We start from the raw sequence: 23,920 nt of genomic DNA on the forward strand, positions 1-23,920 counted from the left end.
CCGAATCGGACCTCTCCACCGGAAACGGCTTCCCCGAAAATGCACAGTCTCAAGCGGTTCATCCCCGCCTCGTTTGTCGTCCTATGGGCGACAGGTTTCATCGGCGCGCGCTACGCCATGCCCTGGGCGGAGCCCTTCACCTTTCTGGCAGCCCGCTTTGTCATCGCCGCCTTGCTGCTTGCCGGGCTGATGCTCGTGCTTGGCTCGAAGCGAGCCACAAGGGCAGAAGCGCTTCACGCCACGGTCGCCGGCATCCTCATGCATGGCATCTATCTCGGCGCCGTGTTCTGGGCGATCCACAGGGGCATGCCCGCCGGGCTTTCGGCGCTGATCGTCGGCCTGCAACCGCTGATCACCGCCGTGCTTGCCGGCCGGTTCCTCGGCGAGGCCATCCTGCCGCGCCATTGGGCCGGCCTTGCCGTCGGCCTTGTGGGAGTGATCATCGTGCTGTGGCCGAAGCTCGGCGCTCTCGGCGGCGGCGTTACGCCCGAAACCCTGACGGCGTCGCTGGTCTCGGTGCTGGGCATGAGCGCCGGGACCATCTGGCAGAAGCGCTATGCCTCGGGTGGCGACCTGGTGGCGGCGACGATGTGGCAATATATTGGCGGCGGCTCGCTGATGATCCTGGCTTCGCTGGCACTGGAGACCCACACGGTGATCATCAACGGCGAACTGATCTTCGCCATGGCCTGGCTGGTCCTGGTGCTGTCGATCGGCGCCATCTTCCTGCTGATGGTGATGATCCGCGACGGCGAGATGTCGAAGGTCGCGTCGCTGTTCTACCTGGTGCCGGCCGTCACCGCTGTCATCGCCTGGGCGCTGTTCGGCGAACGGCTCAGCCTCGTGCAGATCGTCGGCATGGCAATCGCGACGCTCGGCGTCGGGCTGGCCACGGCTCGGCCAGCCAAAACCTAGCTGCCGACACGCGCGCGCGCTTCGAGAAAGCGGCTGATCGCCGCATTGAGTTCGCCGCCGAGGATGAAGATCGCCGACAGCATATAGAGGAAAACGACGGCGATCATGATCGAGGCGAGGCCGGCATAGGTCGTCACATAGGACGAGAAATGGTCGAGGTAGGTCGCGAACATCGTCGAGCCGACAAGCCACGCAGCCAGAGTGAAGATGATGCCAGGCACCAGCGAGACAAAGCGGCGCTTGCCCGCCGGCAGCCAATAGTGGACGGCAAACAAGCCACCAATGATGACGGTTGAGGCGATGACGTAACGCCATAGCGTGATCGTGCCCGTATAGGGTTTGATCCACTCGAAATGAGCTTCCGCCAGCCGCGCCAGCAAAGGCGCAAAGACCAGGAGCACGCTGATCGCCAGGAAACCGGCCGTCGCGATCAGCACGAAGAAAATGCTCTGCACCCGGCGGTAGATGATGCCGCGCGTTTCGGCGACGCGGTAGGCGCGGTTGAGCGAGGTGCGCAGCGCCTCGATGCCGTTGGAGGCGAAATAGGCCGCCAGAAGCACGCCGTAGGTCAAAAGATCGGTGCGCCGCACGGTCAGCACGTTGAGCACCTCGCGCGCGATAGGCTTGGCGATCTGTTCGGGCCAGGTGTCGAAGACCAGGTGCACGGCAGTATCGGCGAACGCCTGCGCGCCGAGGAAGCTCGCCAGCGTGGTGGCGAAGATCAGGAACGGGAACAGCGCCATGAGCGAAGTGATCGCCAGATGGCTGGCCATGGCCCAGCCGTCATCGGTGTTGAAATGGCCAAGCGCGTCATAGAGCACGCGGCGCAGCACGACGATATTCCGCATCAAGAGCCGCGTTCCCTTCGATTGTCTCGACGCCGCGAATATGGGAAGGGATTGTGGCAAATGGCAACCCTTGCTCAAACCACGATGCCGCCTGCCAAAGAGTTGCGCACCATCATCGTCACCGGCGCCTCGTCCGGGATAGGCGCCCACTGCGCCCGTGCACTGAAGGCGGATGGCTGGCGCGTGTTTGCAACAGCGCGCAAGCCGGATGACATAGCCGCACTTGAAGCCGACGGCATCGAGGCCTTTTATCTCGACTACCGTGAGCCGGATTCCATCGCAGCACTTGCGGCATCGGTGCTGGAGCGGACAGGCGGACGCCTCGACGCCCTGTTCAACAACGGCGCCCATGCACAGCCCGGCGCCGTGGAAGACCTGCCGGTTGCGGCATTGCGCGAGCAGTTCGAGGCCAATTTCTTCGGCTGGCACGACCTCACCCGACGCATCGTACCGGTAATGCGTCGCCAGGGACATGGCCGCCTCGTTCATTGTTCCTCGATCCTTGGGCTAGCGCCGGTGCCTTTTCGCGGCGCCTACTCAGCCTCCAAGCACGCGCTCGAAGGCCTGATGCTGTGCATGCAGCAGGAACTCAGGGGCAGCGGCATCCATGTCTCGCTGATCGAACCGGGGCCGGTGACCTCGAAAATCGTCAGCAACGGGCTGTTCTGGTTCCTGAAAAACATCGACCACGAGAATTCCGTCCACCACGTCGCCTATGCCACGCAGCTGGCGCGGCTTCGGGCCGGCGGCAGCTCATCACGGCTGAAAAAGGGGCCGGAGGTGGTCTATGCGGCCTTGCGCCATGCACTTCTGTCGCGGCGCCCGCGCCCGCACTATGTGGTAACAGTGCCGGCCAGGATTGGCGTGATGCTCAAGCGCATCCTGCCGGCATCGATGCTCTACCGCGTTCTGGCCGGACGCGCCTGACCGCAACAGAACTGGGAACAGATCATGGCAACCGTCATCAAAGTCCTCCTCGTCCTCGTCATGGTCGCCGTGGTGATCGTGCTTGTCCGCGGCCTCATCAACATGATGCGCGGCGGCTCCGGTGTGAGCTCGAACAAGCTGATGCAGGCGCGCGTGCTGTTGCAGGCGCTGGCGTTGGCACTGATCCTGCTGGTGGTGTACTTCACCCGCAAGTGACGGCCGTTCGGGAGGCGACGTGGTCAAGCTCAACAAGATCTACACCCGCACCGGCGATGACGGCACCACTGGCCTCGGCACCGGTGAACGCAGGCTGAAATCCGACCTGCGCGTCGATGCCTACGGCACCGTCGATGAAGCCAATGCCTGCATCGGCATCGCCCGCCTGCACACAGCGGCAAGTTATCCCGCCATCGACGCCATGCTGTCCCGCATCCAGAACGATTTGTTCGACCTCGGCGCCGATCTCGCCGTGCCCGACGACGGCAAGCCGCTTGGCTACGAACCGCTGCGCATCATCGCCTCGCAGACCGACCGCGTCGAAAAGGATATCGACCTTCTCAACAAGGATCTGCAGCCGCTCAAATCCTTCGTGCTCAATGGCGGCACGCCGGCGGCGGCAGCACTTCATCTTGCCCGCACCGTGGCGCGACGGGCCGAGCGGATCATGGTGGCACTGGCGCAGGACCCGGCCGAACATGTCAATCGCGAGGGGCTGAAATACATAAACCGCGTCTCCGACTTTCTGTTCGTCGCCGCTCGTGCGGTCAATGACAACGGAAATGCCGACGTGTTATGGGTGCCCGGCAAGAACCGCTGAATTTTCGAAGGCGGGAAAGGGCTTGGGGCATGTTCATCCCGCTTTACGACTCCAACAGGTTGCGCCACATCCGGCTGCAATATGTGACGATCGGCCTGATCGCGGCCAACGTGTTGGTCTTTCTCATCACCACGATCGGCGGCGAAAATTTCAACAACGCCGCCGTGCTCGGCCTCGGCTTCATCCCTTCGGTTGTCCACGACACGGCAGAACTCTCGCCCCAATTCGTCGTCATTCCGGAGAGCCTGAGTTACCTCACCTATGCCTTCCTGCATGCCGATATCTTTCATCTCGGCGGCAACATGCTGTTCCTGTGGGTGTTCGGCGATAATGTCGAGGACGCACTCGGCCACATCCGCTACCTTATCTTCTACCTGCTTTGCGCCATCGCCGGCGCCTTCTTCCAAGGGCTCGTCGCCTGGAGTTCGGAGGTGCCGCTGATCGGCGCCTCCGGCGCCATTGCCGGCGTCGTCGCCGCCTATCTGGTCCTCTACCCCCGGGTGAAAGTGTGGGTGCTGGTCTTTGCCCGCATTCCGCTGCGTATCCCTGCCTTCATCCCGCTGATCCTGTGGATCGGCTTCCAGGTGGTGATGTTTGCCGCCGGCGGCGAAAACCAGATATCCTGGGCCTGCCATATTGGCGGCATCATTGCCGGTGGCGTGCTGGTGCTCATCATGCGCAGCCGCGGCGTGCCGCTGCTCGCCGGTGACGACGGCGAGCCGGAACCCGCCGATCAGCCAGCCGCTTCTACTGGGCCGGCGCCAGCCGGTCCCGCTCCCGTGCAACCTGAGACGCGTTGGGGCCGGGGTGGCGCTTCCGGTCACAACTGAACCGATTTGAGCGGTTTGGCCGCTGCCGTGGCATATTGACGTGTTGCGTCTCCACAACTACGGAGAGCGCCACCGCTAGGCGGCAGAAGACAAGAATTCCGTCCGGCCAGAATTCCGTTTGGCCGGAATTCAGTCAGGAATGTCGGCTTTCGACAACTCTGCGGAGGCGCACGCTGCTATAGCGCGCCCGGATATCTCAGGAGAGGTGACAGGCAAATGAAGATCCTTGTGCCCGTGAAGCGGGTTGTGGATGCGAACGTCAAGGTTCGCGTCAAGGCTGATGGTTCGGCGGTTGAACTCGCCAACGTCAAGATGGCGATGAACCCGTTCGACGAGATCGCGGTGGAAGAGGCGCTCCGGCTGAAGGAAGCCGGCAAGGCCGAAGAGATCATCGTCGTGTCGATCGGCCCGCAGCAGGCGCAGGAAACGCTCCGCACCGCGCTCGCCATGGGCGCCGACCGCGCCATCCTGGTCAAGACAGACGAACAGACCGAGCCGCTCGGCGTCGCCAAGGTGCTGAAGGGCGTCGTTGACGCCGAACAGCCCGGTCTCGTGATCCTCGGCAAGCAGGCGATCGATGATGACTCGAACCAGACCGGCCAGATGCTGGCCGCCCTGCTCGGCTGGGCACAGGGCACTTTCGCCTCCAAAGTCGTGATCGACGGCGACAAGGCCAAGGTGACGCGCGAAGTCGACGGCGGCCTGCAGACGGTGGAACTGAAGATGCCGGCGATCATCACCGCCGATCTTCGCCTCAACCAGCCGCGCTATGCCTCGCTGCCCAACATCATGAAGGCCAAGAAGAAGCCGCTCGACGAAAAGAGCCCGGCCGATTACGGCGCCGACGTCAAGCCGCGCCTGAAGGTGCTCAAGACCGAGGAGCCCAGCGGCCGCAAGGCGGGCGTGAAGGTCAAGAGCGTCGCCGAACTGGTCGACAAGCTGAAGAACGAAGCCGGCGTGCTCTGAGACTGGAAGGAACAGATAAATGACCATTCTCCTCATCGCAGAACACGACAACGCCAGCCTTTCTGACCAGACCGCCAAGGCGCTCTCGGCGGCGCTGCAGATCGGTTCGGACGTGCATGTTCTGGTTGCCGGCAAAGGCGCCAAAGGCGCTGCCGACGCCGCCGCCAAGCTCAAGGGCGTGAGCAAGGTGCTGCTGGCCGAGGCCGACGAACTGGCCGAGCGCCTCGCCGAACCGCTCGCCGCACTCGTTGTCTCACTGGCCGGCGCCTACGACACCATAATCGCGCCGGCGACCTCGTCGGGCAAGAACGTCGCGCCGCGCGTCGCGGCCCTGCTCGATGTCGCGCAGGTGTCGGAAATCATCGAAGTGATTTCGCCCGATACCTTCAAGCGTCCGATCTATGCCGGCAACGCCATCCAGACGGTGCAGTCGAGCGACGCCAAGAAGGTGATCACCGTGAGGACCGCTTCCTTCCAGGGCGCGCCCGAAGGCGGTTCGGCCGCGGTCGAGACGATCCAGGCAGCGTCCAATCCGGGCCTGTCCACCTTCGTCGAGAACAGGCTGTCGGAGACGGACCGTCCGGAGCTGACCTCGGCCAAGATCATCATTTCGGGCGGTCGCGCGCTCGGTTCCTCGGAAAAGTTCCAGGAGGTCATTCTGCCGGTCGCCGACAAGCTCGGTGCAGCCGTCGGCGCCTCGCGCGCTGCCGTCGACGCCGGCTACGCCCCGAACGACTGGCAGGTCGGCCAGACCGGCAAGGTCGTGGCGCCGGACCTCTATATTGCCGTCGGCATTTCCGGCGCCATCCAGCACCTTGCCGGCATGAAGGATTCGAAGGTCATCGTCGCCATCAACAAGGACGAAGAGGCGCCGATCTTCCAGGTTGCCGATTACGGCCTGGTCGGCGACCTGTTCGTCATCCTGCCGGAACTGCAAAAGGCGCTTTGACGCTCTCTGCCAAAGCGTATTAAATTGTGAAAGGGTGGGATAGACGAAGCTGCCCCACCCTTTTAGTTTGCACTGCACAAAAAGCAGGCCGCAAAGGCCTTTTCGACGGGATCGCTGCAAATGGCCAAGATCGAGACGATCGGCATCATCGGCGCCGGCCAGATGGGCGGCGGCATCGCGCATGTATCAGCACTTTCGGGTTTCAAGGTGCTGATCTACGACGTCTCGCCCGACCGTATCGAGAAGGGCATTGCCACGGTCAGCGGCAACATGGCCCGTCAGGTCGGCTCCGGCAAGCTTGAGGAAAAGCTGCGTAACGAAGCGATGGCGCGCATTTCCGCAGCCCCCACCATGGCTGATCTCGCCGGTGCCGATCTGGTTATCGAGGCGGCGACCGAGGACGAGACGGTCAAGCGCAAGATTTACGCGCAGCTCTGTCCCCAGCTCAACCCGGAAGCCATTCTGGCGACCAACACCTCGTCGATTTCGATCACCCGGCTTGCGGCGCAGACCGACCGTCCCGAGCGTTTTATCGGCATACATTTCATGAACCCCGTGCCGCTGATGAAGCTGGTCGAACTGGTGCGCGGCATCGCTACCGAGGATCAGACCTTCGAGGCGGCCAAGGCCTATGTGAAACAGCTCGACAAGACGATCACCGTCTCTGAAGATTTTCCGGCCTTCATCGTCAACCGCATTCTGTTGCCGATGATCAACGAGGCGATCTACACGCTCTATGAGGGGGTCGGCTCGGTCGATGCCATCGACACCGCCATGCGGCTCGGGGCCAACCATCCGATGGGACCGCTGCAGCTCGCCGATTTCATCGGCCTCGACACCTGCCTCTCGATCATGCAGGTGCTGCATGACGGCCTGTCGGATTCGAAATATCGCCCCTGCCCGCTGCTGGTGAAATATGTCGAGGCCGGCTGGCTCGGCCGCAAGACCGGGCGCGGCTTCTACGATTATCGCGGCGAGCATCCGGTTCCGACGCGCTAACCCACAAAAACGGTAACTTAGTTCCGCCCTCAGGACGCCGCTGCAAGCGGCGGCTCTGCTTGGCCGCTTGATCCGGTATCGTCAGGCGCCACGGAAACACAGCCGCGGCCGGCGGCCTTGGCCGCATAGCAGGCAGCATCGGCCCGGGCGATGATCTCGTCGACTTCACCGCTGTTGCTGTGGATCGGCGCCAGCCCGATGCTGGCGTCTATCGCATGCGGCCGGCCGTCCCAGGTGAACTGAAGGGCGCGGATCGCTTCAATGATCGAGCGCGCGGCAATCCTGGCGCCGGCGCTCGAGCCGGCTTTCAGGACGACCGCGAATTCGTCGCCGCCGAGGCGGGCCACGATATCCTCCGGCCCAAGCGCACCGCGAATGGCCTCGGCAACCCGCTTCAGCAAGGCGTCGCCGGCGGCGTGGCCGCCAGTGTCGTTGACCAGCTTGAAATGATCGAGATCGATGAACATGAAATGATGCTCGCCCGCCGGCCTGGCCGTGCCGGCCTTGCGGCTCCGGTCGACCAGTTCCTCCATGGTGCGGATAAAGCTCGAACGGTTGGCAAGGCCGGTCAGCGCATCATGCGCGGCGGCATAGGCGAGTTGGCGCTGCAAGGCGCGCGCATCTGTGAAGTCCTGGAAGACGATGACCAGGCCGCAGAACTCCTGGCGGTCGTTCATGATCGGCGACACCACCTGGCGGATGCTGCAGCGCGTGTCGTCGCGACGGATGAGGACGGCGCGACTGTTCTGGTCGGCAGGGCTGGCGCTGCCGAGCGCCGGCCGCGTCATGCCGATCCTTTGCCCGGTTTCTTCGTCCACCGCCCAGTAGACATGGCCAAGCGTCTTGCCGAGCGCCTCTGCGCCAACAACGCCGGTGAGCTTTTCGGCGACAGGGTTCATGAAGGTGATGCGGTTTGCGGCATCGGTGCAGATGACGGCGTCGCCGATCGACTGCAGCGTCACCCTCAGCCGCTCCTTCTCGTCGGCCAGCATTGCCGCCGATACGATGAGGCTTTCCTCGGTTTGCTTGCGCTGGGTGATGTCGGTCAGGCTGCCGATGGCCCTGACCAACCTTCCGTCCTTGTCGCGTTCGAGCGTCTTGCCGCGATCAAGGATCCAGACCCAGTGGCCATCCTTGTGGCGCATCCGGAACTCGGCTTCGAAGAACGGTGTCCTGCCCTCCAGATGGGCACGATCGGCTTCGGCCACGTTTTCGCGATCGTCGGGGTGGATCATCGCCAGCCAGCGGTCGGGGTCGCCGTCCAGCTCGCCATCGGCATAGCCCAGCATCTTCACCCAGGTGGCGGAGTAGGTGGTGCCACCCTTGCGCATGTCGAGGTCCCAGACGCCTTGTCCGGCGCTGGCCAGGGCAAAATTCCAGCGCGTTTCGGCCTCGGCTATGCGCGCCTCGGATTGCTTGCGCGCGTCGATATCCTCGATCTGCGAGACCAGGTAGAGCGGGCGGCCGCTCTTCTCGTCACGAATGACGGAGCCCGCAAGATGGGCCCATACCGGCGTGCCGTCCTTCCTGAGGTAGCGCTTTTCGAAGTGGAAAGCGTTGACGGTGCCCGCCCGCATGCCGTCCATCGTCTCACGGCCGATCTGCACATCGTCGGGATGGGTGATCTGAAAGAAGGTCAGCGCCTCGATCTCCTGCTTGCTGTAGCCGAGCATGGCGGCGAAGGCCGGGTTGGTTTCGTGGATGCGGCCGTCGAGGCCGACAATGGCGATGCCGATCGCCGAATCCTCCATGGCGCGGCGGAAACGCTGCTCGCTTTCGGCGATCTGCCGGCGATCGTCCAGTATCCGGTAAATGAACAGGGCGGCGAGTATCAGCGCAACGGCGGCGACCGGCACCGATATCTGCAGGCATAGCTTCAGCACTTCGGCGCTGAGATCGAGCCGCGACAGCAGGAGCGCGACCACGGCAGCGCAAAGCCCTCCGGCCGCAAGCACCAAAGCCACGTGACTGTCAGCCCGCAGGCTTTTTCGCTCTCGTCGCATCACTGTGCATGCCACCCCATGCGCAACACATTTCTGCAAAAAACACTGGATGATCGATTTTAAGGAAAGGTTGCGCCGGAGCCACCGGCAACACGGTGAACCCGCAAACAATTCCCGGCATGATTAAGGATCGGTGATTATTGGGCGATCTTGGACGGCCCGGTCACCAGCGCACGAAGAACCGTCCCCCGAGCGCGCCCAGACCGGCGAGGACGGCGATGGCGAGCGTGTACCAGGTGGCGACGAAAAGCGGCGAATCGTCGAAGCAGTGCGCGGCGTAGAAGGTCGCCGCCAGGCCGCCGGCGAGCAGTCCCGCGACCGCCCCGGCCAACACCGGCCGCGTCGGCGCTCCATAGCGCAGCATCCACAGGAAGACGGCAAGCGGGCCGATTCCGATCAGCGGGATGAAGCCCATGCAGATCATCATGTTGGAGCCGACCATGCGCGTGCTCCACATCGGCTCCGGCACCATGAACAGTTCGAGAGCCACCGCCACGGCCACCAGCAGCGGCGCCGCCAGCATCCAGGCCGCGGCTCTTGCCGTCGAAGCGCCCGGCGTCGACAACGCCCGGACCAGGCCAAAGGCGGTGACGGCGAGCACGATGGTGAACACGAACTTCGCCAGGAACCGCATCGTGTGCATGGCGGTCATGATGTCGGGACGCGGGCCGATGGTGAGAAAGAAGACCAGAGCCGCGATCACCGCCGCGGCTGCTGCCGCCATCAACCAGGCCGAGCGCAGCGGCATCGCCTTGCTGCTTGTGTCGGCGTCGAGTGCCTTGATGAGATCCTCCGTCCTCATGTCACTGCCGCCCGAAGCGCCCCTGCCCAAATCGCTTGGCGATCGCGGCAAGCCCGCGATGCAGCGACACCCGCACCGCCGTCTCGCTGACGCCGAGCCTGGCCGCCGTCTCGCCGATGGAGCGGCCGTCGACCGAGATCGAAGAAACGACGGAACGCTGCGCAGCCGGCAGTCCGTCCAGCGCCCGGTTGATGTCGCGTTCGCTGACGGTCTCGGTTTCCGGCTCGGCAAAGGTCTCGGCGATCTCGTCGATCTCGATTTCGATGCGCCGTCCGCGCCGCCGGAAAGCATCGATCAGCTTGAAGCGGGCTATCGCATAGATCCATGGCAACACCGGCGCGTCCTGGCGCCAGGTATGCCGTTTCACATGAATGGCCAGCAAGGTTTCCTGCACGACATCCTCGGGATCGACCCCGCCCTGTACGATCTTGCGCCTCGCAAAGCCGCGAACCAGCGCGGCGATCCGGTGCAAAAAGTCGGCGTAGGCCCTTTCATCTCCCGCGATCGCGGCCCGCATCAGCCGGGAAAGCTCGGCCTCATCCTTGCCGCTCACAAGAGTTCACTCCCCGATCTTCGCGCCTCGGCACCGATTTGTTACGTGTCCGGCGAAATAATGTCCAAGCCAAAGTGCCGCAAAATCACGAAAGTTTGCGGGAGCGGCGACCGATTGAAGCAGCCGAGCAATGTTGACTACTGCTGTCAGGTATCGATAGGTGCAGCCTGCGAAACCAGAACCACCGAGATTGAGGATGACGCCATGAGATACACGCTCTCCACCCTAGCGGGGGCCACAGCGCTGGCCGTTAGCATGATCGCCGGGCCGGCGATGGCCGCGGATGCCGGCATCATCGTCTACAACGCCCAGCATGAGAGCCTGGCCAAGGAATGGGTCGAAGGTTTCACCAAGGAAACCGGCATCAAGGTCACGCTGCGCAATGGCGGCGACAGCGATTTCTCCAACCAGATCGTCGCCGAGGGCGCTTCTTCGCCGGCCGACGTGTTCCTGACCGAGAACTCGCCGGCCATGACTCTGGTCGAAGCGGCGGGCCTTTTCGCGCCGGTCGACGCCGACACGCTGGCGCAAGTCCCGGCCGAATTCCAGCCGAGCAGCGGCAAATGGGTGGGTGTCGCGGCGCGCAGCACCGTCTTTGCCTACAACAAGACCAAGCTCACGGCCGAAAAGCTGCCCAAATCGATGCTCGATCTCGCCGATCCCGCCTGGAAAGGCCGCTGGGCAGCCTCGCCTTCCGGCGCCGATTTTCAGGCCATCGTCAGCGCGCTGCTCGAGCTCAAGGGCGAAGCCGCAACCGCCGACTGGCTGAAGGCCATGAAGGAGAATTTCACCGCCTACAAGGGCAACGGCACGGTGATGAAGGCGGTCAATGCCGGCGAGATCGAAGGCGGAATCATCTACCACTATTACTATTTCGGCGATCAGGCAAAGACCGGCGAAAACAGCAAGAACGTCGAACTGCATTATTTCAAGAACCAGGATCCCGGCGCTTTCGTCTCGATCTCCGGCGGCGGCGTGCTGGCCTCGAGCAAGCACCCGAAGGAAGCCCGGGCGTTTCTCAAATGGGTGACCGGCAAAGGCGGCCAGGACGTGCTGAAGACCGGCACATCCTTCGAATACGCTATCGGCAAGGGCGCGCAGTCCAATCCCAGGCTGGTGCCGCTGGCCGACCTGCAGGCGCCGAAGGTCGATCCGGCGACACTGAATTCCAAAAAGGTGACGGACCTGATGACGGCAGCCGGCTTGCTTTAGGCTGGGTTCGTCCTAAAAGGGCAACGATTGCGCTCCTGCCGGACTTTCCGCAGGAGCGCTCTGTTTTCGAGATGGCATTGTCCATGACGACACATTGCGTTTCCGGCCGCGCCTGCGGCGCCCCCGCCCCGGCGGCAGTGGCGCGGTCGAGCTGATGCAAACTGCGGTCGATCTCGCACGTTCAGGCCAGACAGTCGGGCGGTCCCGCCGGAAGCCCATGTCCTGGATCGCGCTTGCCGCCATAATCGTCTCGCTGCTGTCGCTGCTGCCGCTGGCGTTCATCATCTGGATCGGTGTGCAGACGGGCTGGGACACCGTCTCGGCTCTGATCTTTCGGCCGCGCGTCGGTGAACTCCTGGTCAACACCGTGCTTCTGGTGGCGCTCACCGTACCGATTGCCGCTGTGCTGTCGATAGCGCTGGCCTGGCTGACCGAACGCAGCGACCTGCCCGGCGCCCGCCTCTGGGCCTGGCTGTCGGTCGCGCCGCTCGCCATCCCCGCCTTCGTGCACTCTTATGCCTGGATTACCCTGGTGCCGGGGCTGCACGGCCTGTGGGCCGGCGTGCTGGTGTCGGTCCTTGCCTATTTCCCGTTCCTCTATCTGCCACTAGCGGCCGCATTGCGCCGGCTGGATCCCGCCCTGGAAGATGCGGCCGCAGCGCTTGGCCTCGGACCATGGCGCGTGTTTTGGCGCGTCGTGCTGCCGCAGCTCAGGCTCGCCATTTGCGGCGGTGCGCTGCTGGTTGGACTTCATCTGCTGGCCGAATACGGCCTCTATGTCTTCATCCGCTTCGACACTTTCACCACCGCGATCGTCGACCAGTTCCAGTCGACCTTCAACGGCCCAGCCGCCAACATGCTGGCCGGTGTCCTGGTGACATGCTGCTTCGTGCTGCTCGCTCTGGAGGTGCTGGTGCGCGGCGAAGAGCGCTATGCCCGCGTCGGCTCAGGCGCGGCGCGCCACCGGCAGCGCTCGAGGCTCGGGCGCGCCACGCTGGCTTGCCTAGCTCTGCCTACCGTCACCACGCTGCTCGCCATCGGCGTGCCCTTCGTAACCGTCGGCCGCTGGCTGGTCGCCGGCGGGGCCGATGTCTGGCGTTTGGACGAGATCGGCCTGGCGCTGGGCCAGACGCTGTTCCTGGCGCTGGCCGGCGCCTTGCTTGCGACCATCGCCGCCATGCCGATGGCCTGGATCTCGATCCGCGCGCCGGGACCGCTGCAGCGGCTGCTCGAAGGCTGCAACTACATTGTCGGTTCGCTGCCCGGCGTGGTCATCGCGCTGGCCTTGGTCACCATTACCGTGCGCATCGCCATGCCGCTCTACCAGACGCTGTTCACAATCCTGGTCGCCTATGCCCTGATGTTCCTGCCGCGCGCCTTGATCAGCCTCAGAGCCTCGATCGCACAGGCGCCGGTCGAGCTCGAACGCGCCGCCGCCAGCCTTGGCCGGCCGCCGCTGAAGGCGCTTTGGTCGACAACGATTCGCCTGTCGGCGCCGGGGGCTGCGGCCGGCATGGCGCTGGTCGCGCTCGGCATCATGAACGAGCTGACCGCCACCCAGATGCTGGCGCCCAACGGCACGCGCACGCTGGCCATGGCGTTCTGGTCCTATAGCGGCGAGATCGACTATGCGTCGGCCGCCCCTTACGCCTTCATCATGGTGACGATGTCGCTGCCGCTGACCTGGCTGCTCTATGTCCAGTCGAAACGGATGGCCGGGCGATGAGCTTTCTCGAAATCAGTGGCCTCACCAAGCACTACGGCCCGGTCGCAGCCCTTGCCGGCATCGAGCTCAGCGCCGCAAGCGGCAGTCGCACCGCGATCGTCGGCCCGTCCGGCTGCGGCAAGACGACGTTGCTGCGGCTGATCGCCGGCTTCGAGGCGCCCGACCAGGGCCGCGTCGTGCTCGACGGCGAGGTGCTGGCCAATGGCGGCCAAGCGGTGCCGGCGCACCGCCGCGGCATCGGCCTGGTGGCGCAGGACGGCGCCCTGTTCCCGCATCTCAGTATCGGCGACAATATCGGCTTTGGCATGGCCCGCGGCGAGGACCAGCGCGCCGAGCGCATCGCCGAGCTCGCCTATACCGTCGGGCTGGACAAGGCGATCCTCAAGCGCCGCCCGCACCAGCTCTCCGGCGGCCAGCAGCAGCGCGTGGCGCTGGCCCGCGCCATGGCGATGAAGCCCAGGCTGATGCTTCTCGACGAACCGTTCTCGGCGCTCGACACCGGTCTGCGCGCCTCGATGCGCAAGGCGGTCGCCGAACTACTCGAAGCCGCCGGCATCACCACCATCCTGGTCACCCACGACCAGGCCGAGGCGCTGTCCTTCGCCAGCCAGGTGGCGGTCATGCGCGACGGAAAGTTCTCTCAGATCGGCACACCGCGAGAACTCTATCTGCAGCCGAAAGACCGCATGGTTGCCGAGTTTCTTGGCGACGCCATCATCTTGCCGGCAAAGATTTCAGGCGGCTTCGCCACCTCCTCGCTTGGTCGCATAGCCGTCGACTCGAAGGAGCGGCGCGACATCGCCCGCATCATGCTGCGACCGGAGCAGGTGCAGGTAAATCGCACGTCGCGCGAAGGCATGTCGGGTCCTGCGGGCACGATATTCGCCGAGGTGACGGACTCGGAATTCGCAGGCTCGATGTGCACCATTGCCGTGCGGCTGTTGAACAACCCCGATCCGCCGGACGCCGCGGCGATCGGCAGCACACCGCTGACCTTACGCAAGCCGGGAATCGACGCGCCTTCCGTCGGCGAGATCGTGCGCCTGACAGTTTCCGGCAAGGCGCATGTCTTCGCCTGAACTGCCGATGCGTCGGATTGGCGCGAGCGGCTGCGTCAATCGACTCGTTTCCCAGCATTGTCGAACCAATGCAGCTTCTCGGCCCTGGCCACGACGCGCAGTTGATCGCCGGGTTTGGCCGTGGCGCGGCCGGCCACACGCACGACGATGCGGTTGCCGCCGGCGGCACAGTGAAGAAAGCTTTCGGCTCCCACAGGTTCGACCGCCTCGACCGCCGCAGGCAGAATAAGCGCGCCGGATGATGCCTCGGCACTGAAGGTGACGTCGGCATCCTCAGGGCGGAAGCCAAGCGTGGCGGCGTTCGTAGGCGCGAAGTCAACCGTCTTGCCGTCGGTCAGCGCCGGACCAGCCGGTCCTTGCGAAAGAGGCAGAAGGTTCATCGGCGGCGCTCCGATGAAGGAGGCGACGAAGGTCGATGCCGGCTTCTCGTAGATGTCGAGCGGCGCGCCCGTCTGCTCGACCAACCCGCCATTCATGACGACGAGAATATCGGCCAGCGTCATCGCCTCAAGCTGGTCGTGGGTGACGTAGACCGAGGTGACACCGAGCGAGCGCTGCAAATTCTTGATTTCGACCCGCATCTGGCCGCGCAGTTTGGCGTCGAGGTTGGAAAGCGGTTCGTCGAACAGGAAGACTTTTGGATTGCGCACGATTGCGCGACCCATGGCCACGCGCTGGCGCTGGCCGCCGGAAAGCTCGCGCGGGCGCCGGTCGAGCAGCGCCGTGAGCTCCAGCACCTTGGCGGTCGAGCGAACCCTGCTGTCGATCTCGTCCTTGGGAGTACCCCGGTTGCGCAACCCGTAGGCCATGTTGTCGTAGACCTTCATATGTGGATAGAGCGCATAGTTCTGGAACACCATGGCGATGTCGCGCTCGGTCGGACCGATCGTGTTGACGATCTTGCCGTCGATGGCGACGGTGCCGGAAGAAATGGTCTCAAGCCCGGCGATCATCCGCAGCAGCGTGGACTTGCCGCAGCCGGACGGCCCAACCAGCACGCAAAGCTCCTTGTCGGGAATGGCGATCGAGACACCCCTCACCGCCTCGACGCCGCCGGGATAGACTTTCTTCACATCCTTCAGATCGATGGTCGCCATCAGCTTCTCACTTTTCGGTATCGACCAGTCCGCGCACGAACCAGCGTTGCATCAGCACCACGATCAGGATCGGCGGCAGTATGGCCAGCATCGCGGTGACCATGACCAGATGCCATTGGGTATCGGCATCGGCGAAGGAGACCATCTTTCTAAGTGCGATGACGATGGTGTTCATGTCATTGCTGTTGGTGACGAGCAGCGGCCACAGGTACTGCGTCCAGCCATAAATGAAGAGGATGACGAACAGCGCCGCGATGTTGGTGCGCGACAGCGGCAGCAGGATGTCGAAAAAGAAGCGCCATGGTCCGGCGCCGTCGACACGCGCCGCTTCCACCAACTCACCTGGGATGGTCATGAAGAACTGGCGAAACAGAAGCGTGGCGGTGGCCGAGGCGATCAGCGGAATGATCAGGCCGGCATAGGTGTCGATCATGCCGAGATCGACCATCACCTTGTAGGTCGGCAGGATGCGCACCTCGACGGGAAGCATCAGCGTGATGAAGATCAGCCAGAAGAAGACCATCCGAAGCGGAAAACGGAAGAACACGATCGCATAGGCCGAAAGGATCGAGATGAAAATCTTCCCCACCGCGATGCCGAGCGCCATGATCGTGGTGTTGAGCAGCAATCGGCCGACACTGACGCCGCCGATGCGGCCGACACCGCCGAACAGCGCCTCGCTGTAATTGTTCCAGACCTGGTCGCCGGGCAAAAGAGGCAATGGCGGCTTGAGGATGGTCTGCAGCGTCTGCGTGGAGGCAACGAAGGTGTAGTAGATCGGGAAAGCGACGATCAGGATGCCCAGGATGAGCACGGCGTGGGCGATGAGGGCGCGAAGCGGGGACTGACCAATCATCGCTCGCGCTCAACCGTAGTGGACTTTGCGTTCCACATAGCGGAACTGGATGGCCGTGAGTGAGATGACGATGACCATCAGGATGACCGACTGCGCGGCCGAATCGCCGAGGATCAAATTGACGAAACCGTCATTGTAGACCTTGTAGACCAGCGTCTCGGTGGCCTTGCCCGGCCCGCCGCCGGTGACCGCATGAACGATACCGAAAGTGTCGAACAGCGCATAGACAGTGTTGACGACCAGCAGGAAGAAGGTCGTCGGTGCGAGCAGCGGGAAGACGATGGTCCAGAAGCGCTTCGTCTCCCCGGCGCCGTCCATGGCCGCCGCCTCTATCAACGTCTTCGGCACCGCCTGCAGCCCGGCGACGAAGAACAGGAAATTGTAGCTGATCTGCTTCCAGGCAGCCGCAGATACCAGCAGGATCATGGCTTGGTTTCCGTTAAGCAAGGGATCCCAGGCGATGCCGAGACCTCTCAAGGCGTAGGCCAGCGAACCGATCGAGGGGTTGAACAGAAACAGCCACAACATGCCGGCAATCGCCGGCGCCACCGCATACGGCCAGATCAGCAGCGTGCGATAAAGGCCTTTGCCGCGCACCACCTTCTCGGCCATGACGGCAAGCAACAGGGCCACACCCATGGCGACCATCGCGGTCGCCAGAGAGAACACCAGCGTAACTTTGATCGAGTTGAGGTAGGCCGGGTCGGCCAGCACCTTGCGAAAATTGGCGAGCCCGACGAACTTGCTCTTCAGCCCGAACGGGTCTTCCCTGAGCATCGACTGGTAGAGCGCCTGCCCCGTCGGCCAGTAGAAAAAGATCAGCGTAATGGCGAGTTGCGGCGCCACCAGCAGATAAGGCAGGGTCTTGTTGGGAAAGACGACGCGTGGAGACAGGGTGATTCCCTCGCTGTGCAGGAAATCGTCCACGCGGGTCCGCGTGGACGAGGTTCAACTGACAAATCGCTTCAGTTTCCGATCGCTTCCTGAATCGCCTTGTTGCCGCGTGCGACCGCGTTGTCGAGCGCCTGCTGCGCAGTCTGCTGGCCGGCCAGCATCTTCTCGAACTCCTCGTTCTCGATGTCGCGCACCTGCGGCAGGTTGACGAGGCGCACGCCCTTCGAGTTCTCGGTCGGCGCCTTGCCCAGCATCTGCAGGATCGGCGTCTCACGGCCCGGGTTCTTGTCATAGAAGCCGGACTTCTTGGTCGCCTCATAGGCAGCGAGCGTCACCGGTAGATAACCCGACTTCTGATGCAGATACTCCTGCACTTCGGTCTTGGACAGGTAGGAGAAGAACGCCGCGACGCCCTTGTATTCCTCGTCCGATTTGTTGCCGAACACCCACAGGCTGGCGCCGCCCGGCGTGGTGTTCTGGGGCGCGCCCTTGGCGTCACTATCATAGGGAAGCTGGCCGATGCCGTAGTTCATGCCCGACTTGACGATGTCACCGAGACCCCCCGACGATTCGGTGAAGATGCCGCATTCTCCGGCAAGAAAGATCTGCTTGGCTTCGGATGTACGGCCGCCATATTTGAAGGTGCCGTCCTTGGCCAGGTCGGCGAGCGCCTGGAAATGATTGACGAAGATCGGCGCATTGATCTTGAGCTCGACGTCGGTTCCGGCAAGTCCGTTCTGGTTGGTGCCATAGGAAACGTCGTTCCAGGCCGCGAAGGCCTCAAGGTGGATCCAGGTCAACCACGTCGAGGTATAGCCGCAGGAAGCGGCGCCGCTCGCCTTGATCTTCTTGGCGGCTTCCCACACCTCGTTCCAGGTCTTTGGCGGGTTGTTCACATCAAGCCCGGCCTTCTGGAAAATATCCTTGTTGTAGTAGAGGATGGGCGACGAGGAATTATAGGGGAAGGACAGCATGGTCCCGTCCGGCTTCGAATAGTAACCGACGATGCCGGGCAAATACTGGCTCTTGTCGAAGGTCACGCCGGCGCTGGTCAGCACATCGGCCACCGGTTTGATCGCACCTTCGGCTGCCATCATGACGCCGGTACCCACGTCGAACACCTGGATGATGTCGGGCGCTTGCCCCGCACGATAGGCAGCGATGCCGGCATTCAGCGTTTCGGGATAGGTGCCCTTGAAAACAGGGAGAATTTCATAGTCGCTCTGGCTGGCATTGAAATCCTTGGCGATCTTGTCGACCACCTCGGCATTCGCGCCGGTCATGGCATGCCACCAACTGATCTTGGTGGCGGCGAAGGCGGAGGTGGTGGAAAGCAGGGTCAAGGTGGCGGCAACACCGGCCGCAAAGCCGAACAACTTCATGTTTCATCTCCCGTTTGTCATTGGCGAAAGGGGCACTCCCGCAAAGGCAATATGTGTCGCTGATGACAATCGGACAACGGATTTGTTGCTGTTTCGTGAATTTCATACCCGGCTAACTTCGCGCCCCTTCGCCTTGCAACGAGGACAGAGAGAAATGCCAAGCCGGCTCAGCGATAGAATGGGGCATGGTGGGCCTGCAAGGATCGCCGACCGCCCAGCGATGCGTGAAGGGCCCGCGTGACAGCGCCACGCACCTGCACCGTGCGGCCGCCATACCGGCGCTCGGCCAGATCGAGATCGGCCGAGCGGCATCGCGCCAGGCGCTGCTGTAACCGTGCGTCTGGAATGAGACAGGATCGCCGCAAGGTACAACCCGAAAAACCCGCTGTAGTTGTAGTTCGCATAACCGATTCTTCGTCAAGCGCGGCATACTAATCAAGTGGACGGCTTGATTGCTGTGGGAGAGCAGGTGGGGCGAGATGCTGACGGTCTATAATTGTATCGTGCATGAGCACGATCTGAGACTGGTCGCACTGGCAGCGCTCATTTGCGGTATTTCTTCCTTCTCGGCGGTCAACCTGCTTCGCCATGTCGACCGCTCGAGCGAGCGCAACCGCTATACCTGGCTGATGATAGCAGCCACTTCCACCGGCTTCGGTATCTGGGCGACGCACTTCATCGCAATGCTTGCCTTTTCTCCCGGAATCCCCAACGCCTACAATACGGAAATGTCGGCGCTTTCGCTCGCCGGTTCCGTCGCCCTGACCGCTGCGGGCATGTGGATCGCCACCTTGCGCCGGGGCATCGACTACCCTCTGGTCGGCGGCGCGGTCCTCGGCGCTGGTATCGCCGCCATGCACTATATCGGCATGGCCGCCTTCGAGGTCGAAGGGCGCATCGTCTGGAACCCGCTGCTGGTCGGCGTCTCGGTGCTGACAGGCGTCACCCTCGCCGCGCTGGCGCTGCTGGTCGTGTTGCGACGGCCGTCCATGCAGGCCACAATCGCCGCCGCCATCCTGTTGACGCTGGCGATCTGCAGCCTGCACTTCATCGCCATGGGCGCGGTGTCGATCTTCCCGGACTCCTCCATCGAGATATCGCAGTTCACGGTCGAACCGGTGTCGCAGGCCTTCGCCGCCGCTGCAGTCAGCATGGCTATCCTGGTGCTTTCAGCCGCAGCATTGTGGATCGACCTTCGCTTCCGGCGTCACAAGCTCGAGGCCGAGCGCATGCACGGCCTCGCCAACGCCGCCGTCGAGGGGCTGATCGTCTGCGACGGCGCCCGCATCGTCAGCGCCAATGACAGCATCGCGGCACTCACCGGCATTGCGCCGGAAGTGCTGAACGCGATGCTGCTTGGCGACCTCTTCGGCGAACGCACCGCGGCCGGCATGTCCGACTGCAGCGGACAGGCACAGGAAGCCGAACTCAGAGCCCATGACGGCGCCACCATCCCCGTCGAACTTATCGCCAGAAGCATCGACTATTGCGGCAAGCGGCACAGCGTGGTCGCCGTGCGCGACATCCGCGAACGCAGGAAGGCCGAGCAGGAGATCCTGCGCCTCGCCCATTTCGACCCGTTGACCGGGCTCCCCAACCGCCGCAGTTTCTCCGGCCGGCTCGAGGCCGAAATTGCCGCAATGGATCGCGGCGGCAAGGGTGGGCATCTTGCGCTGCTGCTGCTCGACCTCGACCGCTTCAAGGAAGTGAACGACCTGTTCGGGCATGGCGCCGGCGATGCCATGCTGCAGAAGGTGGCGCTATGCGCCTCCGCCGTGCTCCGCCACGGACAGATGCTGGCGCGTCTCGGCGGCGACGAGTTCGCCATCATCGCTCCGAACCTTCCCGATCCGCAGGCGGCCGGCCGCATCGCCGAGGCGGTGCTGGCGGCCATGCGCGAGGAAAACCGGCTGTCGGTCGGTGGCGGGCTGGTGTCGGCCAGCATCGGCATTGCACTTTATCCGCTCGACGCCGATGAGCCGACACTCCTGGTCAGCCACGCCGACACCGCGCTCTACCGCGCCAAGGCCGAGGGCAAGGACACTTACCGTTACTTCGAGGCCTCGATGGGCGCCGAGGCGCGAGACCGGCGCGTGATGGAGCACGAACTGCGCCAGGCCATGGCGCGCGATGAGTTTCGCCTCGTCTACCAGCCACAAAAGGAGATCAGCAGCGGGCGGATGGTCGGGTTCGAAGCGCTGATCCGCTGGCATCATCCGCAGCGCGGCGACGTGTCGCCGGCGACCTTCATCCCGGTGGCCGAAGACAGCGGCGTCATCATCCAGATCGGCGAATGGGTGCTGGCGACGGCCTGCGCCGAGGCAGCGCGCTGGAAGAACCCTCTCACCGTCGCGGTCAATGTCTCGGCGGTGCAGCTCCACAATCCGAATTTCAGCCGCAAGGTGCATGAAGTCCTGCTCGGCTCCGGCCTGACGCCCGGCAGGCTCGAACTCGAGATCACCGAAACGGCGCTGGTCAAGGACATGCCGCGCGCGCTGGCGACCTTGCGCCAGGTGAAGGCGCTTGGCGTGCGTGTGGCGATGGACGATTTCGGCACCGGCTACTCCTCGCTGTCCAATCTCCGCGCCTTCCCCTTCGACAAGATCAAGATCGACGGCTCATTCATCAAATCAGTCGACAGCAACGGCCAGGTGGCAGCCATCGTGCGCGCCGTTCTGGGGCTTGGCCGCGGTCTCGGCCTGCCGGTTCTGGCCGAGGGCGTCGAGACGCTGGGCGAGCTGAAATTCCTCGACGCCGAGGCCTGCGAGATCGGCCAGGGCTACTATCTAGGCCGGCCGAGCCCGATCGAGGCGTTCAGCGAACTGACCGGCGTCGCGGCGCCGGCGGCACACGACGACGCCAGCGTCAAACAACGCGGCGGCAGCATCTTGATGCTGCCGCCGGCGGCGGCCCTGCGCTCATCTTAAGGGGCGAGTGCGGCCTCGACCAGGCGCTTGGCATCCGGTCCCGACCATTCTGCCGGTCCGTTCATATGCGCGATCAGGCAGCCTTCGCCGTCGATCAGCATGGTGACGGGAAGGCCTAGCGCCAAGCCACGCGTCTTGACGTCGTTGAACAGCGCCAGCGTCGAATCGCGGTAGTAGCCGAGCGACCCGATGCCGATATCGGCGAGGAACTTCTTCGGCTTCACATCGTCGCCGGCATCGACATTGACCGCGACCACTTCGAAGGCATCGCTGCCCTTTTCCTTCTGCAAGGCGTCGAGAGCCGGCATTTCGGCGCGGCAGGGCGCGCACCACGTCGCCCACAGGTTGAGCAGCACGGTCTTGCCGGCATGATCGGCGATCGTCATCGGCTTGCCGTCGGGACCGTTGAAGGCGAGACTTTTCAGCGATTGCGGCGGATCGGCGGGCAGCAATGCCGCCACCTGGCCGGTGGCCGCGGCGGCAACCTTTTTGGCGCGGTCGCTCTTGGCGGCGCAGGCGACGTCGTCCTTGCTGTTGCCCGCGCCGGCCGCAGGTGCGCTGCCGGTGGCTGCGTTGTTGCCAGACCCGCTCTCGCTGACATATACCGCGACCACGCTGGCCAGCACGCCCGCCAGCAAAGCGGCGAGGATCAGGCGCGGGGCCGGGAAGTATCTGCTACCGTCTGCCATTTTCTAAGACTGCTCCGGAGCACGGGTTATAGCGATGAGCGACAAGAAGGCCAGCAACCAGATGTGGGGCGGACGTTTTGCCTCGGGTCCGGCCGCGATCATGGAAGCGATCAACGCGTCGATTTCGTTCGACCGCAAACTCTATGCCCAAGACATAAGAGGTTCGATCGCCCACAGCGAGATGCTGGCTGAAACGGGCATTATTTCGGCGGCCGATCAAGAAAAGATCGCTCACGGGCTGAACACGATCCTGAAAGAGATCGAGGCCGGCACGTTCGAGTTCTCGACCCGGCTGGAAGACATTCACATGAACATCGAGGCCCGCCTCGCCGATCTGATCGGCCCGGCCGCCGGCCGCCTGCACACGGCGCGGTCACGCAACGACCAGGTGGCGGTGGATCTCCGGCTCTGGGTCAAGGACGAGTGCTTTCGCGTCGCCGAGGCGCTGAAGGGGCTGATCTCAGCCTTGCTCGATCGCGCCGAGGAGCATGCGGCGACCGTGATGCCCGGCTTCACCCACATGCAGGCGGCGCAGCCGGTGACCTTCGGCCACCATTGCATGGCCTATGTCGAGATGTTTTCGCGCGACCTGTCGCGCGTCCGCGACGCCATCGAGCGGATGGATGAAAGCCCGCTCGGCGCGGCAGCGCTTGCCGGCACCAGTTTTCCGATCGATCGCCACAAGACCGCCAAGGCGCTCGGCTTCCGCGAGCCGATGCGCAATTCGTTGGACAGCGTCTCCGACCGCGATTTCGCGCTGGAGTTTTTGAGCCTGGTGGCGATCTCCGCCACGCATCTGTCGCGGCTCGCCGAAGAAATCATCATCTGGTCGACGCCGCAATTCGGCTTTGTCAGACTGTCGGACAGTTTCTCCACCGGCTCCTCGATCATGCCGCAGAAGAAGAACCCGGACGCCGCCGAACTGGTGCGCGGCAAGACCGGCCGCGTCACCGGCCATCTCGTCGGGCTGCTGACGGTGATGAAGGGCATGCCGCTGACCTATGGCAAGGACATGCAGGAAGACAAGGAATCCGTCTTCGACGCCGCCGAGACGCTCGATCTGATGCTGGCGGCGATGACCGGCATGGTGCGCGACATGACGGTCAATGCCGCCGCCATGAAGAAGGCCGCCAGCTCGGGCCACGCGACCGCGACCGACCTCGCCGACTGGCTGGTGCGAACGCTGGGCCTGCCCTTCCGTGAGGCACACCATGTCACCGGCCGCGCGGTGGCGGTGGCCGAAGAGAAGAAGGTGAGCCTTGAAAAGCTGTCGCTGGAAGATCTGCAGTCGATCAACCCCGGCATCACGGCAGACATCTTCTCGGTTCTGGCGGTGCAGAATTCGGTGAAGAGCCGCACCAGTTTCGGCGGCACGGCGCCGTCGGAGGTCAGGAAGCAGATCCGCAGCTGGAAAAAGCGCATCGCCAAGGCATGATGCCGGGGTGCAAT

The 23,920-nt window shown here is 63.7% G+C and carries 22 protein-coding genes; 13 read left to right on the forward strand and 9 right to left on the reverse strand.

From position 1 onward, the window contains the following. The first annotated feature begins 39 nt into the window (after positions 1–39). Positions 40–915 carry a DMT family transporter gene (locus X750_RS0133670; RefSeq protein WP_027050717.1) on the forward strand — a complete coding sequence of 292 codons (876 nt, stop codon included), beginning with the start codon at positions 40–42 and terminating at the stop codon, positions 913–915. Here the strand turns inward: X750_RS0133670 and X750_RS0133675 are convergent. After that, the gene (locus X750_RS0133675; protein WP_023671675.1) at positions 912–1,763 is read right to left on the reverse strand and encodes a YihY/virulence factor BrkB family protein; all 852 of its coding nucleotides are present in this window, start codon (positions 1,761–1,763) and stop codon (positions 912–914) included. The genes X750_RS0133670 and X750_RS0133675 overlap by 4 nt on opposite strands. A gap of 60 nt (positions 1,764–1,823) precedes the next feature. Between X750_RS0133675 and X750_RS139900 the strand changes: the two genes are divergently transcribed. The 7 genes from X750_RS139900 to X750_RS139870 all read left to right on the forward strand — a co-directional run bounded on the left by X750_RS139900 (position 1,824) and on the right by X750_RS139870 (position 7,251). Then, positions 1,824–2,690: an SDR family oxidoreductase gene (locus tag X750_RS139900; protein WP_084567195.1), complete on the forward strand. Its 867-nt coding sequence runs from the start codon at positions 1,824–1,826 to the stop codon at positions 2,688–2,690. 24 nt (positions 2,691–2,714) lie between these two features. Next, entirely contained in the window at positions 2,715–2,906 is a 192-nt protein-coding gene (locus X750_RS139895; RefSeq protein WP_023671673.1) for a twin transmembrane helix small protein, read from the forward strand. Between the two features lie 19 nt (positions 2,907–2,925). Next, positions 2,926–3,507 carry a cob(I)yrinic acid a,c-diamide adenosyltransferase gene (locus tag X750_RS139890; RefSeq protein ID WP_023671672.1) on the forward strand — a complete coding sequence of 194 codons (582 nt, stop codon included), beginning with the start codon at positions 2,926–2,928 and terminating at the stop codon, positions 3,505–3,507. A gap of 29 nt (positions 3,508–3,536) precedes the next feature. Continuing rightward, a complete protein-coding gene (locus X750_RS139885) occupies positions 3,537–4,337 on the forward strand; it encodes a rhomboid family intramembrane serine protease (RefSeq protein WP_023737459.1) in 801 nt (266 codons plus the stop codon). Between the two features lie 216 nt (positions 4,338–4,553). Continuing rightward, entirely contained in the window at positions 4,554–5,303 is a 750-nt protein-coding gene (locus X750_RS139880; RefSeq protein WP_023737458.1) for an electron transfer flavoprotein subunit beta/FixA family protein, read from the forward strand. A gap of 19 nt (positions 5,304–5,322) precedes the next feature. Beyond that, positions 5,323–6,252 carry an electron transfer flavoprotein subunit alpha/FixB family protein gene (locus tag X750_RS139875; protein ID WP_023742875.1) on the forward strand — a complete coding sequence of 310 codons (930 nt, stop codon included), beginning with the start codon at positions 5,323–5,325 and terminating at the stop codon, positions 6,250–6,252. A 120-nt stretch (positions 6,253–6,372) separates the two neighbouring features. Then, positions 6,373–7,251 carry a 3-hydroxybutyryl-CoA dehydrogenase gene (locus X750_RS139870; RefSeq protein WP_023671668.1) on the forward strand — a complete coding sequence of 293 codons (879 nt, stop codon included), beginning with the start codon at positions 6,373–6,375 and terminating at the stop codon, positions 7,249–7,251. Between the two features lie 29 nt (positions 7,252–7,280). On the opposite strand, the gene X750_RS139865 is transcribed toward X750_RS139870, so the two are convergent. From X750_RS139865 to X750_RS139855, 3 genes are all read right to left on the reverse strand, one after another. Next, positions 7,281–9,215, reverse strand: coding sequence for a PAS domain S-box protein (locus tag X750_RS139865; protein WP_050588816.1), 1,935 nt, complete (start codon positions 9,213–9,215; stop codon positions 7,281–7,283). Between the two features lie 202 nt (positions 9,216–9,417). Then, positions 9,418–10,056, reverse strand: a complete 639-nt coding sequence (locus tag X750_RS139860; RefSeq protein WP_023671666.1) for an NrsF family protein — start codon at positions 10,054–10,056, stop codon at positions 9,418–9,420. Between the two features lies 1 nt (position 10,057). After that, complete coding sequence (locus X750_RS139855; protein WP_023671665.1) at positions 10,058–10,609, reverse strand: sigma-70 family RNA polymerase sigma factor; 552 nt, start codon at positions 10,607–10,609, stop codon at positions 10,058–10,060. Between the two features lie 204 nt (positions 10,610–10,813). On the opposite strand from X750_RS139855, the gene X750_RS139850 reads away from it, so the two are divergent. The 3 genes from X750_RS139850 to X750_RS139840 all read left to right on the forward strand — a co-directional run bounded on the left by X750_RS139850 (position 10,814) and on the right by X750_RS139840 (position 14,626). Further along, complete coding sequence (locus X750_RS139850) at positions 10,814–11,821, forward strand: iron ABC transporter substrate-binding protein (RefSeq protein ID WP_023748489.1); 1,008 nt, start codon at positions 10,814–10,816, stop codon at positions 11,819–11,821. A gap of 154 nt (positions 11,822–11,975) precedes the next feature. Then, a complete protein-coding gene (locus X750_RS139845; RefSeq protein ID WP_023748490.1) occupies positions 11,976–13,547 on the forward strand; it encodes an iron ABC transporter permease in 1,572 nt (523 codons plus the stop codon). Then, positions 13,544–14,626, forward strand: coding sequence for an ABC transporter ATP-binding protein (locus tag X750_RS139840; protein ID WP_023748491.1), 1,083 nt, complete (start codon positions 13,544–13,546; stop codon positions 14,624–14,626). The genes X750_RS139845 and X750_RS139840 overlap by 4 nt, the downstream gene beginning before the upstream one ends. A gap of 35 nt (positions 14,627–14,661) precedes the next feature. Here X750_RS139840 and X750_RS139835 read toward each other — a convergent pair whose 3' ends face one another. The 4 genes from X750_RS139835 to ugpB all read right to left on the reverse strand — a co-directional run bounded on the left by X750_RS139835 (position 14,662) and on the right by ugpB (position 18,855). Then, on the reverse strand, positions 14,662–15,723 hold the full coding sequence (locus X750_RS139835) for a sn-glycerol-3-phosphate import ATP-binding protein UgpC (protein WP_023673333.1): 1,062 nt from the start codon (positions 15,721–15,723) through the stop codon (positions 14,662–14,664). Between the two features lie 7 nt (positions 15,724–15,730). Further along, a complete protein-coding gene (ugpE, locus tag X750_RS139830) occupies positions 15,731–16,579 on the reverse strand; it encodes a sn-glycerol-3-phosphate ABC transporter permease UgpE (protein ID WP_023694018.1) in 849 nt (282 codons plus the stop codon). Between the two features lie 9 nt (positions 16,580–16,588). Then, positions 16,589–17,473 (reverse strand): sn-glycerol-3-phosphate ABC transporter permease UgpA, encoded by an 885-nt coding sequence (gene ugpA, locus X750_RS139825; RefSeq protein ID WP_023685330.1) that lies wholly within the window; start codon positions 17,471–17,473, stop codon positions 16,589–16,591. Between the two features lie 71 nt (positions 17,474–17,544). Beyond that, positions 17,545–18,855, reverse strand: coding sequence for a sn-glycerol-3-phosphate ABC transporter substrate-binding protein UgpB (gene ugpB / locus X750_RS139820; protein ID WP_023748492.1), 1,311 nt, complete (start codon positions 18,853–18,855; stop codon positions 17,545–17,547). Positions 18,856–19,334: 479 nt separating this feature from the next. Between ugpB and X750_RS139815 the strand changes: the two genes are divergently transcribed. Further along, a complete protein-coding gene (locus tag X750_RS139815) occupies positions 19,335–21,782 on the forward strand; it encodes an EAL domain-containing protein (protein ID WP_023748494.1) in 2,448 nt (815 codons plus the stop codon). Here X750_RS139815 and X750_RS139810 read toward each other — a convergent pair. After that, entirely contained in the window at positions 21,779–22,471 is a 693-nt protein-coding gene (locus tag X750_RS139810; protein WP_023748495.1) for a TlpA disulfide reductase family protein, read from the reverse strand. The two genes, X750_RS139815 and X750_RS139810, sit on opposite strands and share 4 nt — an antisense overlap. 34 nt (positions 22,472–22,505) lie before the next feature. Between X750_RS139810 and argH the strand changes: the two genes are divergently transcribed. Further along, the gene (gene argH, locus X750_RS139805) at positions 22,506–23,906 is read left to right on the forward strand and encodes an argininosuccinate lyase (protein WP_023748496.1); all 1,401 of its coding nucleotides are present in this window, start codon (positions 22,506–22,508) and stop codon (positions 23,904–23,906) included. Positions 23,907–23,920 lie beyond the last annotated feature (14 nt).

It is taken from the genome of Mesorhizobium sp. LNJC391B00 (assembly GCF_000502535.1).
In the GTDB taxonomy this organism is placed as follows: domain Bacteria; phylum Pseudomonadota; class Alphaproteobacteria; order Rhizobiales; family Rhizobiaceae; genus Mesorhizobium.